This window comes from Sodalis sp. C49, from assembly GCF_046352915.1.
In the GTDB taxonomy this organism is placed as follows: domain Bacteria; phylum Pseudomonadota; class Gammaproteobacteria; order Enterobacterales; family Enterobacteriaceae; genus Acerihabitans.
Genome location: NZ_CP163303.1, coordinates 5,489,451 through 5,506,569 on the forward strand (window position 1 = coordinate 5,489,451; position 17,119 = coordinate 5,506,569).

Genomic DNA, 17,119 nt, shown 5'->3' on the forward strand with positions numbered 1-17,119 from the left:
GCGTCACGCCAAGGAACCCGTATCTGATGCATATCACCCTGCGCCAGCTTGAAGTCTTTACCGAAGTGGTTAAAAGCGGCTCCACCATCCAGGCCGCCCTGGCGCTGGCGTTGTCCCAGTCCGCCGTCAGCGCGGCGCTGACCGAGCTGGAAAGCCAGCTGAACCTGCAGCTGTTCGATCGGGTGGGCAAACGGCTGGCGATTAACGAGCACGGCCGCCTGCTGTATCCCAAGGCGATGGCGCTGCTGGAGCGGGTGATGGAAATCGAGCAATTGTTCCATGGCGGCAACGGCGCGCTGCGCCTGTTCGCCAGCAGCACCATCGGCAACTATATCCTGCCGGAATTGATTGCCGGCTATCGCCGCGATTATCCCGACACCTCGCTGGAGCTGCAGGTGGGCAACAGCCAGGACGTGGTAAATGCCGTCATTGATTTTCGCGTCGACCTGGGCTTGATTGAAGGGCCGAGCCACAATCCGGATCTGGTTACCCAGCCCTGGCTGCAGGATGAGCTGGTGGCGTTTGCCGCGCCGGATAATCCGCTGGCGGGACGCCGGCTGGCGCTGGCGGAGCTGGCCGGCGCGCCCTGGATCCTGCGCGAGCAGGGATCGGGCACCCGGGAAATCGTCGATTACCTGCTGCTGGCCCGGCTGCCAAGCTTTCTGCCGGTCATGGAACTCGGCAATTCGGAAGCCATCAAGCACGCGGTGCGCCACGGCCTGGGCATCAGTTGCCTGTCGCGGCGGGTGGTGGCGGAGGCGCTGGCGCTCGGCACCCTGGTTACGCTGGATCTGCCGCTGCCGCCGCTGATGCGCACGCTTTACCTGGTGCATCACCGGCAAAAACACCTTTCCCAGGCGCTGGCTCGTTTCCAGGACTACTGCCGCCAGTTCGACATGCTCCCGCGCTGAGCGTCCGGCGATGTCGCGCCACCGTCCCGGACCGGCGGCCGCGGCAAAAAGCGGCAATCTTCCGCCGTATTGCTTATAATTCCCTGCCGATCATGAAGGTCTCTTATAACCGGCGCGTTGCGCTATCCCCCGCCGCCTGATTTGTTACAATCCGCCCTCGATTTTTGTACGGACAGACTGAACAACCATGCTGCAAAACCGCATCGAACCCCAGGCCGCGCCGGGCCTGCGGCGTGAACTTAAGGCACGCCACCTGACCATGATCGCCATCGGCGGCTCCATCGGCACCGGGCTGTTTGTCGCCTCCGGGGCGACCATCTCCCAGGCGGGTCCCGGCGGCGCGCTGCTCTCCTATATCCTGATAGGCCTGATGGTTTATTTCCTGATGACCAGCCTGGGCGAACTGGCGGCCTACATGCCGGTATCCGGCTCGTTCGCCACCTACGGCGCGCGCTACGTCGAGGAAGGGTTCGGTTTTGCGCTGGGCTGGAACTACTGGTACAACTGGGCGGTGACCATCGCCGTCGATCTGGTGGCCTCGCAGTTGGTAATGAACTACTGGTTCCCCACGGTGCCCGGCTGGATCTGGAGCGCCATATTCCTTGCCATTATGTTTTTGCTTAACGCCATTTCGGTCAAGGGCTTCGGCGAGGCGGAATACTGGTTTTCACTGATCAAAGTGGTCACGGTGGTGATATTTATCGCCGTGGGCGTACTGATGATTGCCGGTATCCTGCGCGGCGGCGAGGGTGCGGGCTGGCATAACTGGCAGGTGGGGGACGCGCCTTTCGCCGGCGGGTTCCCGGCGATGATCGGGGTGGCGATGATTGTCGGTTTCTCTTTCCAGGGCACCGAGCTTATCGGCGTCGCCGCCGGCGAGTCCGCCGATCCGGGCAAGAATATTCCGCGCGCGGTGCGCCAGGTGTTCTGGCGTATCCTGCTGTTCTACGTGCTGGCCATCCTGATCATCAGCCTGATCATCCCCTATACCGACCCGAACCTGCTGCGCAACGACGTCAAGGATATTACCGTCAGTCCGTTTACGCTGGTGTTCCGCAACGCCGGTTTGCTCTCCGCCGCCGCCGTAATGAACGCGGTGATCCTGACCGCCGTGCTTTCGGCCGGCAACTCCGGCATGTATGCCTCCACCCGCATGCTGTATATGCTGGCCTGCGAAGGCAAGGCGCCGAAAATCTTCGCCAAGTTATCCCGGGGCGGGGTGCCGCGCAACGCGCTCTACCTGACCACCATCATGGCCGGCCTGTGCTTTCTGACCTCGATGTACGGCAACCAGACGGTCTACCTGTGGCTGCTTAATACCTCCGGCATGACCGGCTTTATCGCCTGGCTGGGCATCGCCATCAGCCATTACCGCTTTCGTAAAGGGTATATTATCCAGGGCCGCCGGCTCAGCGACCTGCCGTATATCTCGGGCTTTTTTCCCCTGGGGCCGATTTTCGCCTTTGTGCTGTGCCTGCTTATCACGCTCGGGCAAAACTACCAGGCGTTTTTACAGGATCGCATCGACTGGTACAGCGTCACCGCCACCTATATCGGCATCCCGCTGTTCCTGGTTATCTGGCTGGGTTACAAATGGAGCCACGGCTCGCGCCTGGTGCCTTATCGGGAGATGATTTTCCCCGCCCGGCCCGATGCCGCTGAACGCCAGGACGCCGCAGCAGCGCCCGCGCCCCTGCGCTCGGAGAGCTGAGCCGCGGGACGGCGAATGATGCGCCCACCGTCCGCCCGGCCTGTCGCGCGCGTCGTCCCCTCGGGTGATCCCGGGCGGCGCGCCGGCCTGGGTTTATAGCGCGATTGGCTTTTTATATGCCGAAAAAATGCTTACCCATTGCCCGGATACCCAATAAGATATTCTTCCCATTCCAGCGCGGGCCGGGTCGGCTAGGTCAGTTCGCACGGCGCGCGGTTTTATACAGGCCAAGGCATGTCATACGCAATCCGTGTACAGGTATCTCCCGATAATTACTATTCCTACCCCGGCGCCATCGAACAGCTGGTCCATTTCTATCCTGCGGACGTGCTGGCGAACGCGGTCTGGATTTACGGCGAACGGGCGCTGGCGGCGGCGCGCGCCTACCTGCCGGCGTCCTTTGACGCCCCCGGCGCGGTGCGCATCGGTTTTGCCGGCCATTGCAGCGAGCGCGACGTTGCGGATCTGGCGCGCCGGGCCGGCGGCGACCGCCGCGTGGTGATAGGCGTCGGCGGCGGGGCGGTGCTGGATACCGCCAAGGTGGTGGCCCGTCGCCTGGGCATCCCGCTGGTGGCTATCCCCACCATCGCCGCCACCTGCGCCGCCTGGACGCCGCTCTCGGTCTGGTACGACGACGCCGGGCAAGCCCTGCGCTTTGAAATCTTCGCCGATGCCAACCACCTGGTACTGGTGGAGCCGCGCATTATCCTGGCGGCGCCGAAAGCTTACCTGCTGGCGGGCATCGGCGATACGCTGGCGAAATGGTATGAGGCGGTGGTGCTCAGTCCCGAACCGGAAAAACTGCCGCTTACCGTACGCCTGGGGCTCCAGACCGCGCTGGCGGCGCGCGATGTGCTGCTCAACCAAAGCGCCGCGGCGCTGACGGCGCTGGACCGGGGCGAGCTAAGCCAGGATTTTCTTGATGTGGTGGACGCCATTATCGCCGCCGGCGGCATGGTGGGCGGCCTGGGCGAACGCTACACGCGGGTGGCCGCCGCGCACGCGGTCCATAACGGCTTAACGGCGCTGCCCGCCACCGCGTCCTTTTTGCATGGCACCAAAGTCGCCTACGGCATCCTGGTCCAGTGCGCCCTGCTGGGACAACATGACGTCCTGCGCGCGCTCAGCGCCGCCTGGAGCCGCTTCGGCCTGCCGACGTCGCTGGCGGCCATGCGCGTGGATATCAACGACCGCGACGCCGTCGGCCAGCTCATTGCCCGCACGCTCCAGCCGGGAGAATCCATCCATCTGGTGCCGATCGCTTTAAACGAGGCTATTGTGCTGCAGGCGCTGCGCGACGTCGAGGCTGTCGCCGCCGGTGCGGCAGCGTAAGCATGGCGGGTAAAAGGGAAAGCGTGCCTATGAGGCCGAAGCAGCCACGGCGTTTCGGGGCACCGGACGCCCCCGTTTCGCCAGGCTCGCTGTCGGCGGATTCACAGTGGACGGGCGTTAACGGTTAAGATGCAGCGCGTGAAAGCGCAGATGATCCTCGATAAAACTGGCGATGAAAAAATAGCTGTGATCATAACCCGGCTGGATGCGCAACGTTAACGGCCAGTCCCGCCGCCGCGCCAGATCCGCAAACTTCTCGGGCTGCAGCTGCGTCGCCAGAAACTGATCGGCATCGCCCTGATCTATCAGTATCGGCAATGGCCTGGCCGCATCCCCCGCCAGCAGGACACAGCTATCGTATTCCCGCCACGCCTGCGCGTTATCTCCCAGGTAGTGGCTAAACGCCTTGCGCCCCCAGGGCACCTCCGCCGGATTCACAATAGGCGCAAACGCCGACACCGAACTAAACCGCCCCGGGAAACGCAACGCCAGCATCAGCGCGCCGTGGCCGCCCATGGAATGCCCCATGATCGCCTGCCGGCCGCTTACCGCAAACTGCCGTCGCACCAACGCCGGCAACTCTTCGGCCACATAATCAAACATCCGGAATTGCTCGGCCCAGGGTTGCCGAGTGGCGTTAACGTAAAACCCCGCGCCCTGGCCCAGATCATACGCCTCGTCATCCGGCACATCCGCGCCTCGGGGGCTGGTATCCGGCATCACCAGCAACAGGTTCAGCTCGGCTGCCACCCGCTGGGCGCCGCTTTTCTGCGAAAAATTCTCATCGCTGCAGGTCAGTCCCGACAGCCAGAACACCATATGCGGCGGCGCCGCGTGCCGATCGGCGTGCGGCACGAACAGGCTATAGGTCATCAGGCCGCCGGTACTCGCCGCACGATGGCGAAAACGGCATTGCCGGCCGCCGAACAGCCGGTGCTCATCAATACACTCAGGCATCGCATCCATCACATATTCTCCAGGACCACATCGTTAACCGCACACCCGTTCCCGGGCGCGGGCGGGTATTGCTCGATAATCAGTTTTTTCAGCGCCGCCACGTTGGGGCTGAACGCATCGGCGCGCCAGATAAGCCACGTCGCCACATCGGCGGTGGGCGCCGGCAGTTCATGCACCGACACCCGCCGCCTATCCGGTAATTGACGCAGCACCGTCAGCGGCAGCATGGCTACGCCGGCGCCGCTGGCGACGCAGGCCAGCATGGTATGATACGACTGAATTTCCAGGATCGGACCGGGCGCCACGCCCTGCTGTGCAAACCACGCTTCAAAACGCCGGCGGTAAGAACAGCTGGGGCGAAAGGCGAACAACGTCTTGCCGGCAATCTCTGCCGGGCTGTCGATCGGCGGCTGATCGAGCGCGGCAATCAATACCAGCGTCTCGGCGAAGCTGTAGCAACCTTCTATTTCAGCATAGTTCACCGGACCGTCCACCAGGGCGGCGGCCAGGGTGCCGGCGCGCACGCCGTCCACCAGCTCCCCCGAGGATCCGGTCGCCAGCGACAACGACACCCGGGGAAAACGCTGATGATAGGTGGCCAGCAGCGCGGGCAGGCGGATGGCCGCAGTGCTTTCCATGGAGCCGAGGGCAAAATTGCCCGTCGGTTCCCCAGCGTGGGTCATGCTGATGGCCTCTTCGCTCAGCGCCAGGATCCGCGTGGCGTAGCCCAGGAAATTATGCCCCATGGGCGAGAGCCGCAGGCGCTGTTTTTCGCGGATAAACAGATCGGTTCCCAATTCCCGCTCCAACTGCCGCAGCCGGGTGGTCAGGTTGGACGGCACGCGATGCAACTGCTCGGCGGCGCGCGCCAGCGAACCGGTATCGGCGGCGGCGCAGAACATTTTCAGCTGGGTCAGATCCATATGTTCTCGATTTGTCAGTAAGTTGGTCTTGATTATTCATTTTTCGTGAGTTTAGTGATCGTGCATGCTATTGGCAAGATGAATATTTCTTGTGGAGAAGGTATGGCGATAAAAGTGGCCCTGAGCGGCTTTCTGGCACTGTTGGTGGCGATGGGTATCGGCCGTTTCGCCTTTACGCCGCAGGTACCGCTGATGATAAGCGCGGGGCAGTTAACCCTTACCGGGGCGGGGGTGGTGGCGGCCTGTAATTACCTGGGCTACCTGGTGGGCGCTTATGACGCCATGCGCGCGGGCAGGGGGCTGGAAATACGGCTGTGGCTTGGGCTGTGGGGGACGGTGGCCATCACGCTGCTCTGCGCCGTTACCCACAGCCTGCTTGCGCACTGCCTGCTGCGTTTGCTGGCGGGCGCGGCCAGCGGATGGGCAATGGTGCTGGTGGCGGCCTGGACCGGCGACCGGCTGGTACAACTACGTCGCCCGGCGCTCAGTGCCGCGGTGTTCGCCGGTCCCGGCGCCGGCATCATGGTCAGCGGCCTGCTGGCGCTGGTCATGCATCGCCTGGATATCCACGCCGCGGGCGCCTGGCTGGTCTATGGCGTTACGGCGCTGCTGCTGGTGGCGCTTATCAGCGCGCATCTGCCCAGAGGCGGCGCGCTGACGCGCCAGGGCCCGGACGCCGCCAGGCCGGCGCTGACGCCACGGCTGAAAAGCCTGGTCTGGAGCTACTCCCTGGCGGGTTTCGGTTATATCCTGCCGGCCACCTTTCTGGCGCAGATGGCGGCCGCGCGGTTTCCCGGCAGCGAGACCGGCCACTGGATCTGGCCGGTGTTCGGCGCCGCCAGCATGGCGGGCATTGGGGTCGGCATTCTGACGCGCCATCGCCTGCGCGCCGGCCAGCGGCTGGCGCTGACCCTCTGGGCGCAAACGCTCGGCGTCGGCCTGATGATCGCCATGCCCGGCGTCGCCGGCCTGATGGCGGGCGCGGTGCTCACCGGCGGCGGCTTTTTGAGCGTGGTGCAATTGACGCTGGTCTGCTCCCGCCGCCAGGCGCCGGATCATATGCGCTTCATGACCGGCCTGCTCACCTGCGGCTACGCGGTCGGGCAGCTTATCGGCCCCATGCTCTCCGCGCTGGCCAGCAGCCTGACCGGCCGGCTGGAGCCGGCGCTGATGACGGCGGTGGCCGCCCTGGCGCTCGCGGGCGCGCTGGCATGGCGTCAGCCCTGAACGGTTAGTCACAGGCGGCGATGCGGTAAAGCCGGTAAAAATTTCACGGCGCATGCAACACATTCACTGGATAAACGCGGCGCTCTCTACTAGAGTGGGGGCGCATCTTGACGTGATGAGATCAAGAGCAGCCAGGCCTGCCGGAGAAGAAAAAGTATGCTATCGCTGACAACAGAAGCCGCATTGGTGCATGAAGCCTTAATGACGCGCGGCCTCGAAACGCCCCTGCGCGGGGAAGTGCTGGACGGGGAAACCCGCAAACGGCAGATTGCCGAGCACATGACCGCCATAATGAACCTGCTTAACCTGGATTTATCCGACGACAGCCTGGCGGAAACGCCGCACCGGATTGCCAAGATGTACGTTGATGAAATTTTTTCCGGCCTGGATTACGCCAATTTCCCCAAAATCACCCTGATTCAAAACAAGATGAAGGTGGATGAAATGGTCACGGTACGGGATATCACCCTGACCAGCACCTGCGAACACCACTTCGTGATTATCGACGGCAAGGCCACCGTGGCCTATATCCCGAAGGACAGCGTGATTGGCTTATCCAAAATCAACCGCATCGTGCAGTTTTTCGCCCAGCGCCCGCAGGTGCAGGAGCGTCTGACACAGCAAATCCTGGTGGCGCTGCAAACCCTGCTCGGCACCCTGAACGTGGCGGTGTCCATCGACGCGGTGCATTACTGCGTGAAAGCGCGCGGCATCCGCGACGCCACCAGCGCCACTACCACCACGTCCCTGGGCGGATTGTTTAAATCCAGCCAGAATACGCGCCAGGAATTTTTACGGGCCGTACGCCACCACAACGGCTGATGCGGCGCTGATATGTGTTACGGCGCGGTGCGCGCCGCCTGATAAAAGAGGTTGCCCATGCGCGAGCGCATCGCCATGCTGGACTGCGCGCGGGGGATGGCGATTCTCGGCATCCTGCTGATGAATATTACCGCCTTCGGCCTGCCGAAGGCGGCCTATCTCAATCCGGCGTTTATGGGCGCGCCTTCCCTGGCCGATGCCTGGACCTGGGCCGTGATGGACATGGTGGCGCAGGTCAAGTTCCTGACCCTGTTCGCCCTGCTGTTCGGCGCCGGCCTGCAAATGCTGCTGCCGCGCGGCGGCCGCTGGATACGCTCGCGGCTGTTTTGGCTAATGGCCTTTGGCCTGATCCACGCCATCTTTTTCTGGGACGGCGATATCCTGCTGGATTACGGCCTGGTGGGGCTGCTGTGCCTGGGCGCCATTCGCCACGATATATCGTCCGGACGCCTGATCGGCGCCGGCATCGCCCTGTACGCCATCGGCCTCGGCATCCTGGTTCTGATGCAGGCGATGTTGGCCGGCGCCGCGCCGGGGCGGTTCTGGCTGCCCGGCGTGGCCGATCGCATTTACGAATACTACTGGCAAACCACCGGCGGTCCCGAAGCCTGGAGCGTGCGCCTGGCGTTATTGCAATCGAGCCTGATGTCGCTGGCGGCCCAGTACGGCTGGCTGCTGGCCGGCGCCATGCTGATTGGCGCCGGGCTGATGCGCAGCGGCTGGCTGGCGGGCAACAGAAGTCCCGCCCACTACCGCGCCATGGCGTCCTGGCTTATTCCCCTGGGGCTGGCGATAAACCTGCCGTCGGTGGTGGCGCAGTGGCAATCGGGCTGGGCTTATCACTGGTGCGCGTTCCTGCTGCAAATTCCCCGCGAGCTGGGCGCCCCGTTCCAGGCGCTCGGCTACGTGGCGCTGTGCTACGGCTTCTGGCCGGCCATCGGCGGCCTGCGCGTCGTGCGCTGGGTGAGTAACGTCGGACGCATGGCGTTGAGCAACTACCTGCTGCAAACACTGCTGTGCACCCTGGTGTTTAACCAGTTCGGCCTGTTTATGTCCTTCGGCCGCACCGGCCTGCTGCTGCTGGTGCCCCCCGTCTGGCTGGCCAATATCCTGTTTTCCACCCTGTGGCTGCGGTTTTTCCCCCAGGGGCCGATGGAATGGACATGGCGCCGCCTCACCCGGCTGACCGCCGGCGCCCCGGCGCGCGCGGCGGACTAAGGTCCTTCCCCGGGGCAGGGCATCGCCATCCATTATCCCTGGCGGAGGCGGGATTGCCGGGATAGGGTGCTATTACGCTAATCACTCATCAAAGCATGTGCCCGCTTAAGGTTAGGTTAATTTTTTCATGGTTAACTGGCGCTAATATTTCCCTGAGCTAACCTGAATATGTGGTTTAATATTGCGAAAGCGGCGCCGCGCCCCACGGTCAGCCCGTGGTTTTTTAATATTATCGTGGCGCTGGTCATTACTTTTTTCCAGAATATCGTTTATTTTAGAAAAGTCCTGCAGCTCGTCGATATATCAGCAGGCTACAACTTACTGTTTTTTATCAGCATGCCCGTTACCCTTTTGTTCGCGCTCAATGTATTATTCAGCGTGATCCTGCTGCCTTATATCCGCAAGCCCATCGTCATCCTATTGTTTTTCAGCGACGCCCTGGCGCAGTATTTTATGCAGGCGTACGGCATTATTATCGACCGGGGCATGGTCCAGAACACCCTTGACACCACGCTTGTGGAAAGCATCGCCCTGCTGACGCCGCGCCTGGCGCTGTATCTTATCGTCTTCGGTATTTTGCCCTCGCTGCTGGTGTTGTGGATCAAGGTCAGGCCGGTGGCGTTTTCCTGGTCGAATATCGGTCTGCATTTCCTGAATGTCCTGGTATCGCTCTGTGTTATCGCGCTGGTGGCCTCTTTCTTTTATAAAGACTACGCTTCGCTGATGCGCAATAACCAGCAGCTGGTGAAAAACCTGGTCCCCAGCGATATGGCGCTCGGCGGCTATTCCTATTACAAGCATGATTACGTCAAGAAAATGCCCTTCACCGAGCGCGGCCAGGACGCGCATATTGTCCCCGCGATTCATGACAATCATAAAAAGAACCTGATCATCGTGGTGGTGGGCGAGACCTCCCGCGCGCAGGATTTTTCGCTGGGCGGCTACGGCCAACTGACCAACCCCAAGCTGGCGGCGGACAACGTCATCTATTTTCCAGACACCTCGTCCTGCGGCACCGCCACGGCGATATCGGTACCCTGCATGTTTTCCGGCATGACGCGCAGGCAGTATGACGGCGAAAAAGCCGACAGCCAAAGCAACGCGCTGGATATCATCCAGCGGGCGCAGGTGGATGTGCTGTGGCGGGAAAACGACGGCGGCTGCAAGGATGTCTGCCTTCGGGTGCCCACCGAACAGCTCAGCACCTGGCATCTACCCGAACTCTGCGCCGAAGGCGTCTGCCTGGACGAAGCCCTGCTGCGCAACCTGGACGGCTACATCAACGCGCGCACCAAGGATACGGTTATCGTGCTGCATACCATGGGCAGCCACGGCCCGACTTATTACCAGCGCTACCCGAAAACCGCCGCCGCCTTTGCCCCCACCTGCGACACCAATGAGATTCAAACCTGTTCGAACCAGGCGCTGGTTAACACTTATGACAATACTATTGTCTATATAGACGACATGCTTGATAAGACCATAAAATTGCTGCAAGCTCATGGCGATAGGTTCAATACCGCCCTGGTCTATCTGTCAGATCACGGCGAATCCCTGGGCGAGAACGGTATCTATCTGCACGGCATGCCCTACGCCGTGGCGCCGGCCCAGCAAACCCATATCCCGATGCTGATTTGGCTGTCGCCCGACTATGTCCAGGCGCATGCCGTCCGGGAAGACTGCCTGCGAGACCGGGCAAAACGACAGGCCTACTCACACGATAATCTCTTCTCTACGTTGCTTGGACTGACCGATGTCAAAACGCAACTCTATCAGCCGGATCTTGATGTTTTACAACCTTGCCGGGATGCGCAGCAATGAAAATTCTGATCATCGAAGACGATAAGTTATTGCAGGACGGCCTGCGAATGGCCCTGCAGCAGGAAGGCTACGCCAGCGACTGCGCGGGTAATCTGCGCGACGCGGAACATCTGATGGACAGCACCGCCTACAGCCTGGCAATACTCGACCTGGGCCTGCCGGACGGTGACGGCATGTCGCTGCTGAATCTGTGGCGCAAGGCGGGAAACGACGTGCCGGTGCTGATCCTGACCGCGCGCGATGGCATCGATGAACGGGTGCACGGTCTAAACCTGGGGGCGGACGATTACCTGGTCAAGCCTTTTGCCCTCAGCGAGCTGCTGGCCCGGGTGCGCGCCATTATCCGCCGCCATCAGGGCAAAAGTAACAATCAGCTGTGGGTGGATAATATTTCACTCGACCTGAACAGCCACGAAGTGACCCTGGACGGCAAGATTATCGAACTGACGCCGAAGGAATTCGCCATTCTTTCCCGGCTGATGCTGCGGGCGGGGCATCGCATCCACCGCGAAATCCTCCATCAGGATCTGTATAACTGGGATGACGACCCCTCGTCCAACTCGCTTGAGGTCCATATTCATAATCTGCGGGCGAAAATCGGCAAGGATCGTATCCGCACCCTGCGCGGATTCGGTTACCTGCTGACCAAAACCGCGGCAGGGGAACCGTCATGAAAGCCGCCGACGGTCCGATGACCAGCATGCGCTGGCGGCTTATCGTGGTGCTGGGCATTATCCTGCTGTGTTGCCAGCTGATTACCGTTATCTGGTTATGGCACGAAAGCAAAGAACAAATCGACCTGCTGGTCAACCGTACCCTGGCGGAGAGCGTGCGCAACGAGCACGTTAACCAGGAAATACGCGAGGCCATCGCCGCGCTCAGCGTGCCGTCGCTGATGATGATTATGTTCACGCTGTTCTTCTGCTTCCAGGCGGTGAACTGGATAACCCAGCCGCTCTCGCGCCTGCAGGACGCGCTGGGATCGCGCGGCGCGGAAAACTTTGAGCCGCTGCCGGAGCTCGGCAATATCCGCGAGGTGATCGCCGTCACCCGCAGCCTTAACCAGCTGTTGTTCCGGCTGAATACCACCTTGCAGCAGGACCGGCAGTTTACCTCCGACGTGGCCCATGAATTACGCACGCCGCTTTCCGGCATCCGGCTGCACCTGGAGGTACAGGAAAAGCAGTACGGTATCGACTGCCAGCCGCTTATCGAGCGGGTGGACAATATGTCCTATACCGTGGAACAGCTGCTGCTGCTGGCGCGCATTCGCCACGATTTTTCCTCCGGCCATTACCAAACGGTCAGGTTCAGGGACGACGTTATCATCCCACAGCAAAGCGAACTGGACGAGATGGTGGAACAGCGCGGACAGCGGATACGCTGGCTGCTGCCGGAAACGGAAATCATTTTCCAGGGCAATGCCATCCTGATGCGGCTGCTGCTGCGCAACCTGGTGGAAAACGCCCACCGCTACAGCCCGGCGGACAGTATTATCGTTGTGCGGCTCACGCATGACGGCGCTGACGGCATCCAGCTTCAGGTGATTGACGAAGGGCCGGGCGTCGACCCGGCGAAAGCGGTGGAACTGACGAAGGAATTCGTGCGCATGGATCAGCGCTATAACGGCATCGGCCTGGGATTAAGTATTGTCACCCGCATTGCGCAGCTGCACAACGGCCGCTTCGAGCTGGTCAACCGCGACGACCACTCCGGCACCATCGCCCGCCTGTTCCTAACCGAACCGGCCTAGGAGACCGCCATGCTATCCGACGCGTCCGCCCCCTGGCTGTATAACCTGTTTATCCTGGCGTTGCTGGCCAGCGGTTACGCGCACCTGGCGTGGAATAAGGCGTTTTTGTATATCATCCTCAGCCTGGCGGGCACGCTTGCCGCCGCGGCGACGGTTTTCAGCCGTATCGACGCATCCAGCCCGGCCGCCGCCTGCTACATAGTGCTGCTTATCAATGCCTCCTTTGTGCTGGTTTCGGTGGTCAGCGCCTGGTCGCTGTCATTTTACTCCCGGGCGAAAAAACACCGCCGCCGCCGCGATGATTAAGTATTTCGTGATAGGATAGGGTGAAATAACAAAAAAAAGCCCCTCGATAGTTACAACATCCACCAAGTATCCCCCCACCGATCCTTCCCCTCCGGCCAATGCGTGCGAAAGTGCCTGGCAGATAAAATGCCAATAATGTATGTAAACGGTTCCGGTCCTGTGACCTGATTCACGCTGTGTTGCGATTAAACCGGTTAGGATAGCGCTTTATGTTTCATAAGTGTTATGACAATCAGGAGCGTCAGGAGGGCATAAACCATCAATGTCCGCCGGTTTGGTCGAGAATACCTGGGCGAAAAGCACCATTAACAGGGGATGAGATGATCACTATTCGTGATGTGGCGCGGTTGGCCGGGGTATCGGTGGCAACGGTGTCACGGGTATTAAACGATAGCGCTATCGCCAGCAAGGAAGCGCGCGACAAGGTGATGAAAGCGGTCAAGGAACTGGGTTACCGGCCTAACGCCAATGCGCAGGCGCTGGCCACGCAAATCAGCGACACCATCGGCGTGGTGGTTATGGACGTATCCGATCCGTTTTTCGGCGCGCTGGTGAAAGCGGTGGACACCGTGGCGCAGCGGCATAAAAAAAACGTCCTGATCAACAACAGCTACCACCAGGCGGATAAAGAGCGCCATGCCATTGAAGTGCTGATCCGCCAGCGCTGCAGCGCGCTGGTGGTCCACGCCAAGATCCTGTCCGACGAAGAGATGATCCCCTTTATGGTGCGCGAGCCGGGCATGGTGTTGATTAACCGCATCCTGCCGGGCTTCGAGCACCGCTGCGTGGGGCTGGACAACGTCAGCGGCGCCCTGATGGCCACCCGTACCCTGCTCAAGCAGGGGCACCGGCAGATTGGCTATATCGGTTCCAACCATCCCATCGAGGATGAGCGGCAGCGGCGCCAGGGCTACCTGCAGGCCATGGCGGAGGAGGGGATCGCGCCGCCGCAAAGCTGGCAGGCGTTCAGCTCGCCGGACCTGCAGGGCGGCGAGGAGGCGATGGTGGAGCTGCTGGGGCGCAACCAGCAGCTGACGGCGGTGTTTGTCTATAACGACGGCATGGCGGTGGGGGCCCTGGCGACGCTGAAAGAAAACGGTATCGCGGTGCCGACGCAATTTTCGGTGGTGGGGTTCGACGATATTCCCATCTCCCGCTATACCAGCCCCAATCTTACCACGGTGCGCTACCCCATCTTCGCCATGGCGGTCGCCGCCACCGAGCTGGCGCTGCTGGGCACGGCGGGGCGCATCGACGAGAAGCAAACGCACCTGTTTATGCCGACGCTGGTGCGCCGCCATTCCGTGGCGCCCTGGAAAAACGTGGCGGCGATCGCGTCGTCATCAGAAGATGAGATGTAACCGCTTCCAAACTGTGAGAATATTCACAGTTTCTTAACATTGATCCCTCTATGCTAATGGTGTTATTCCCTCACGATGCTATCAGGTCATCATCGCGAGGGCTTTTCGTACAGGGATGTCGGTAAAACCACGGAAGGAATTTGTCTGCCTTTGAGTAAACCTACCTATTTCCGGAGAAACTAATGAATAAGAAGGCATTAACCCTTACCGCTCTGGCAACCGGCCTGTTGCTGTCCGTCGCCGCTCATGCCGCCGATACCCGCATTGGGGTAACTATTTATAAATATGACGATAACTTCATGTCGGTGGTGCGCAAGGCAATAGAAAAAGACGCCAAAGAAGCCAAAGGCGTGCAACTGCTGATGAATGACTCGCAAAATGACCAGTCAAAACAAAACGACCAGGTGGACGTATTGATTGCCAAGGGCGTCAAGGCCCTGGCGATTAACCTGGTCGACCCCGCCGCCGCGCCGGTGATTATCGAAAAAGCGCGCGGCGCCAATATTCCCGTGGTGTTTTACAACAAAGAACCCAGCCGTAAAGACCTGGACAGCTATGACAAGGCCTATTACGTCGGTACCGAATCCAAGCAGTCGGGCATTATCCAGGGCGAGCTTATCGCCAAGCACTGGAAGGCGCATCCGGAATGGGATTTGAATAAAGACGGCGTGATCCAATATGTACTGCTTAAAGGCGAGCCGGGACATCCCGATGCCGAAGCGCGCACCGCCTATGTGGTCAAGACCCTGACCGACCAGGAAAAGATCAAGGTACAGCAGCTGCAGCTGGATACCGCCATGTGGGATACCGCCCAGGCCAAGGATAAAACCGATGCCTGGATGTCGGGTCCGAACGCCAACAAGATTGAAGTGGTGATCGCCAATAACGACGCCATGGCCATGGGCGCGGTGGAAGCGCTGAAAGCCCACAATAAATCGGCCATTCCGGTATTCGGCGTCGATGCCCTGCCTGAAGCGCTGGCGATGGTTAAATCCGGCGCTATGGCCGGCACCGTGCTGAACGATGCCGACAACCAGGCCAAGGCCACCTTCGACCTGGCGAAAAACCTGGCCGACGGCAAACCGGCGGCGGAAGGCACCAACTGGAAACTGGATAATAAAGTCGTCCGCATCCCCTATGTCGGCGTCGATAAAGATAATTTAACGCAGTTTATTAAGAAATAATCCCCACTCCCCCCATTGGGCCTGACGCCCGAGGGGGGATTTTTCTGTCTTATCCTAGCCGGGTATAACTATGGCCGATATTACGACCGAACAGCCAGGCGAATGGCTGCTGGAAATGAACAACATCAGTAAATCATTTCCTGGCGTCAAAGCATTGGATAATGTGAACCTCAAGGTGCACTCCCACTCCGTCCATGCCTTGATGGGCGAAAACGGCGCGGGTAAATCCACGTTATTGAAGTGCCTGTTCGGCATTTATAAAAAAGATTCCGGTAGTATTATTTTCCAGGGAAAGGAAATCGATTTCAAAAGTTCCAAAGAGGCGCTGGAACATGGCGTTTCCATGGTGCATCAGGAACTGAACCTGGTATTACAGCGTACCGTCATGGACAATATGTGGCTTGGGCGTTATCCGCGCAAAGGCCTGTTTGTCGATCACAAAAAGATGTACGCCGACACCAAGGCCATATTTGACGAGTTGGACATTAATATCGATCCCTATGATAAAGTGGCCACCCTGTCAGTGTCGCAAATGCAGATGATCGAGATTGCCAAGGCGTTTTCCTATAATGCCAAAATCGTCATCATGGATGAACCGACCTCGTCGTTGACCGAACGCGAGGTCAATCATCTGTTCAGTATTATCCGCAAGCTCAAGGCGCGCGGGTGCGGCATTGTTTATATTTCCCATAAGCTGGAGGAAATTTTCCAGCTGTGCGATGAAATCACCATCCTGCGCGACGGCCAGTGGATTGCCACCCAACAGGTGGAAGGCCTGACCATGGACAAGATTATCTCCATGATGGTGGGGCGTTCGCTCAGCCAGCGCTTCCCCACGCGCGAAGGCGAACCGGGCGAGGTGATCCTGGAGGTGAAAAACCTGACCTCGCTGCGCCAGCCGTCGATCCGCAATATCTCCTTCGACTTGCGCAAAGGGGAGATTCTCGGCATCGCGGGCCTGGTGGGCGCCCGGCGCACCGATATTGTCGAAACCCTGTTCGGCATTCGCGAAAAAGTGACCGGCACCATCATCCTGCATGGCAAGACCATCAAAAACAACAGCGCCAACGAGGCGATCAACAACGGTTTTGCCCTGGTGACCGAGGAGCGGCGGGCCACCGGTATCTACGCCTATCTGGATGTCGGCTTTAATTCGCTGATTTCCAATATCCGCAATTATAAAAACAAAATCGGGCTGCTGGATAATTCGCGCATGAAAAGCGATATCCAATGGGTTATCGATTCCATGCGGGTAAAAACGCCGGGCCATCAGACCAATATCGGTTCGTTGTCGGGCGGCAACCAGCAAAAAGTGATTATCGGCCGCTGGTTATTGACCCAACCGGAAATCCTGCTGCTGGACGAACCGACGCGCGGGATTGATGTCGGGGCTAAATTTGAAATTTATCAATTAATTACCGAGCTGGCGAAACGCGGTAAGGGCATTATTATTATTTCGTCCGAGATGCCGGAACTCCTGGGGATCACCGACCGGATACTGGTAATGAGTAACGGTCTGATGGCGGGGATTGTGGAAACGAAACAAACTTCGCAAAACGAAATTTTACGTCTTGCTTCCGTGCATCTTTAATT

Annotated in this window: 15 protein-coding genes; 13 read left to right on the plus strand and 2 right to left on the minus strand. The window is 59.9% G+C overall.

Annotated features, from left to right (window positions below):
* The first annotated feature begins 26 nt into the window (after positions 1-26).
* From yieE to ABUK12_RS24860, 3 genes are all read left to right on the plus strand, one after another.
* On the plus strand, positions 27-911 hold the full coding sequence (gene yieE, locus ABUK12_RS24850) for a DNA-binding transcriptional regulator YeiE (RefSeq protein ID WP_410014313.1): 885 nt from the start codon (positions 27-29) through the stop codon (positions 909-911).
* A 187-nt stretch (positions 912-1,098) separates the two neighbouring features.
* A complete protein-coding gene (locus ABUK12_RS24855) occupies positions 1,099-2,622 on the plus strand; it encodes an amino acid permease (protein ID WP_410014314.1) in 1,524 nt (507 codons plus the stop codon).
* Positions 2,623-2,856: 234 nt separating this feature from the next.
* A complete protein-coding gene (locus tag ABUK12_RS24860) occupies positions 2,857-3,954 on the plus strand; it encodes an oxidoreductase (RefSeq protein ID WP_410014315.1) in 1,098 nt (365 codons plus the stop codon).
* Between the two features lie 117 nt (positions 3,955-4,071).
* Here ABUK12_RS24860 and fghA read toward each other — a convergent pair whose 3' ends face one another.
* Both fghA and ptrR read right to left on the minus strand, forming a co-directional pair.
* Positions 4,072-4,920 carry an S-formylglutathione hydrolase gene (gene fghA / locus ABUK12_RS24865; RefSeq protein ID WP_410014316.1) on the minus strand — a complete coding sequence of 283 codons (849 nt, stop codon included), beginning with the start codon at positions 4,918-4,920 and terminating at the stop codon, positions 4,072-4,074.
* Positions 4,920-5,834: a putrescine utilization regulator PtrR gene (gene ptrR, locus ABUK12_RS24870; protein ID WP_410014317.1), complete on the minus strand. Its 915-nt coding sequence runs from the start codon at positions 5,832-5,834 to the stop codon at positions 4,920-4,922. Before ptrR ends, fghA begins: the two co-directional genes overlap by 1 nt.
* A 102-nt stretch (positions 5,835-5,936) precedes the next feature.
* On the opposite strand from ptrR, the gene ABUK12_RS24875 reads away from it, so the two are divergent.
* From ABUK12_RS24875 to mglA, 10 genes are all read left to right on the plus strand, one after another.
* The gene (locus ABUK12_RS24875; protein ID WP_410014318.1) at positions 5,937-7,061 is read left to right on the plus strand and encodes a YbfB/YjiJ family MFS transporter; all 1,125 of its coding nucleotides are present in this window, start codon (positions 5,937-5,939) and stop codon (positions 7,059-7,061) included.
* 156 nt (positions 7,062-7,217) lie between these two features.
* Positions 7,218-7,883, plus strand: a complete 666-nt coding sequence (folE, locus tag ABUK12_RS24880) for a GTP cyclohydrolase I FolE (RefSeq protein ID WP_162368522.1) — start codon at positions 7,218-7,220, stop codon at positions 7,881-7,883.
* Positions 7,884-7,940: 57 nt separating this feature from the next.
* Positions 7,941-9,101: a DUF418 domain-containing protein YeiB gene (gene yeiB / locus ABUK12_RS24885; protein ID WP_410014319.1), complete on the plus strand. Its 1,161-nt coding sequence runs from the start codon at positions 7,941-7,943 to the stop codon at positions 9,099-9,101.
* A gap of 168 nt (positions 9,102-9,269) precedes the next feature.
* Positions 9,270-10,922 carry a phosphoethanolamine transferase EptA gene (eptA, locus tag ABUK12_RS24890; RefSeq protein ID WP_410014320.1) on the plus strand — a complete coding sequence of 551 codons (1,653 nt, stop codon included), beginning with the start codon at positions 9,270-9,272 and terminating at the stop codon, positions 10,920-10,922.
* Positions 10,919-11,596 (plus strand): two-component system response regulator PmrA, encoded by a 678-nt coding sequence (pmrA, locus tag ABUK12_RS24895; protein WP_410014321.1) that lies wholly within the window; start codon positions 10,919-10,921, stop codon positions 11,594-11,596. The genes eptA and pmrA overlap by 4 nt, the downstream gene beginning before the upstream one ends.
* Positions 11,593-12,675 carry a two-component system sensor histidine kinase PmrB gene (gene pmrB, locus ABUK12_RS24900; protein ID WP_410014322.1) on the plus strand — a complete coding sequence of 361 codons (1,083 nt, stop codon included), beginning with the start codon at positions 11,593-11,595 and terminating at the stop codon, positions 12,673-12,675. The genes pmrA and pmrB overlap by 4 nt, the downstream gene beginning before the upstream one ends.
* Before the next feature lie 9 nt (positions 12,676-12,684).
* Positions 12,685-12,981, plus strand: coding sequence for a hypothetical protein (locus ABUK12_RS24905; RefSeq protein ID WP_410014323.1), 297 nt, complete (start codon positions 12,685-12,687; stop codon positions 12,979-12,981).
* Positions 12,982-13,301: 320 nt separating this feature from the next.
* Positions 13,302-14,342 (plus strand): HTH-type transcriptional regulator GalS, encoded by a 1,041-nt coding sequence (galS, locus tag ABUK12_RS24910; protein ID WP_410014324.1) that lies wholly within the window; start codon positions 13,302-13,304, stop codon positions 14,340-14,342.
* A 182-nt stretch (positions 14,343-14,524) separates the two neighbouring features.
* On the plus strand, positions 14,525-15,526 hold the full coding sequence (mglB, locus tag ABUK12_RS24915) for a galactose/glucose ABC transporter substrate-binding protein MglB (protein ID WP_410014325.1): 1,002 nt from the start codon (positions 14,525-14,527) through the stop codon (positions 15,524-15,526).
* 70 nt (positions 15,527-15,596) lie between these two features.
* The gene (mglA, locus tag ABUK12_RS24920; protein WP_410014326.1) at positions 15,597-17,117 is read left to right on the plus strand and encodes a galactose/methyl galactoside ABC transporter ATP-binding protein MglA; all 1,521 of its coding nucleotides are present in this window, start codon (positions 15,597-15,599) and stop codon (positions 17,115-17,117) included.
* The last annotated feature ends 2 nt before the right edge of the window (positions 17,118-17,119 follow it).

What these genes read in the sequence shown, in the direction of transcription:
- fghA (WP_410014316.1), bottom strand. Translation starts at nt 4,920, where the DNA reads ATGGATGCGATGCCTGAGTGTATTGATGAGCACCGGCTGTTCGGCGGC.
- pmrB (WP_410014322.1), top strand. Translation starts at nt 11,593, where the DNA reads ATGAAAGCCGCCGACGGTCCGATGACCAGCATGCGCTGGCGGCTTATC.
- ABUK12_RS24860 (WP_410014315.1), top strand. Translation starts at nt 2,857, where the DNA reads ATGTCATACGCAATCCGTGTACAGGTATCTCCCGATAATTACTATTCC.
- mglA (WP_410014326.1), top strand. Translation starts at nt 15,597, where the DNA reads ATGGCCGATATTACGACCGAACAGCCAGGCGAATGGCTGCTGGAAATG.
- ptrR (WP_410014317.1), bottom strand. Translation starts at nt 5,834, where the DNA reads ATGGATCTGACCCAGCTGAAAATGTTCTGCGCCGCCGCCGATACCGGT.
- mglB (WP_410014325.1), top strand. Translation starts at nt 14,525, where the DNA reads ATGAATAAGAAGGCATTAACCCTTACCGCTCTGGCAACCGGCCTGTTG.
- ABUK12_RS24905 (WP_410014323.1), top strand. Translation starts at nt 12,685, where the DNA reads ATGCTATCCGACGCGTCCGCCCCCTGGCTGTATAACCTGTTTATCCTG.
- yeiB (WP_410014319.1), top strand. Translation starts at nt 7,941, where the DNA reads ATGCGCGAGCGCATCGCCATGCTGGACTGCGCGCGGGGGATGGCGATT.
- yieE (WP_410014313.1), top strand. Translation starts at nt 27, where the DNA reads ATGCATATCACCCTGCGCCAGCTTGAAGTCTTTACCGAAGTGGTTAAA.
- eptA (WP_410014320.1), top strand. Translation starts at nt 9,270, where the DNA reads ATGTGGTTTAATATTGCGAAAGCGGCGCCGCGCCCCACGGTCAGCCCG.
- galS (WP_410014324.1), top strand. Translation starts at nt 13,302, where the DNA reads ATGATCACTATTCGTGATGTGGCGCGGTTGGCCGGGGTATCGGTGGCA.
- pmrA (WP_410014321.1), top strand. Translation starts at nt 10,919, where the DNA reads ATGAAAATTCTGATCATCGAAGACGATAAGTTATTGCAGGACGGCCTG.
- folE (WP_162368522.1), top strand. Translation starts at nt 7,218, where the DNA reads ATGCTATCGCTGACAACAGAAGCCGCATTGGTGCATGAAGCCTTAATG.
- ABUK12_RS24855 (WP_410014314.1), top strand. Translation starts at nt 1,099, where the DNA reads ATGCTGCAAAACCGCATCGAACCCCAGGCCGCGCCGGGCCTGCGGCGT.
- ABUK12_RS24875 (WP_410014318.1), top strand. Translation starts at nt 5,937, where the DNA reads ATGGCGATAAAAGTGGCCCTGAGCGGCTTTCTGGCACTGTTGGTGGCG.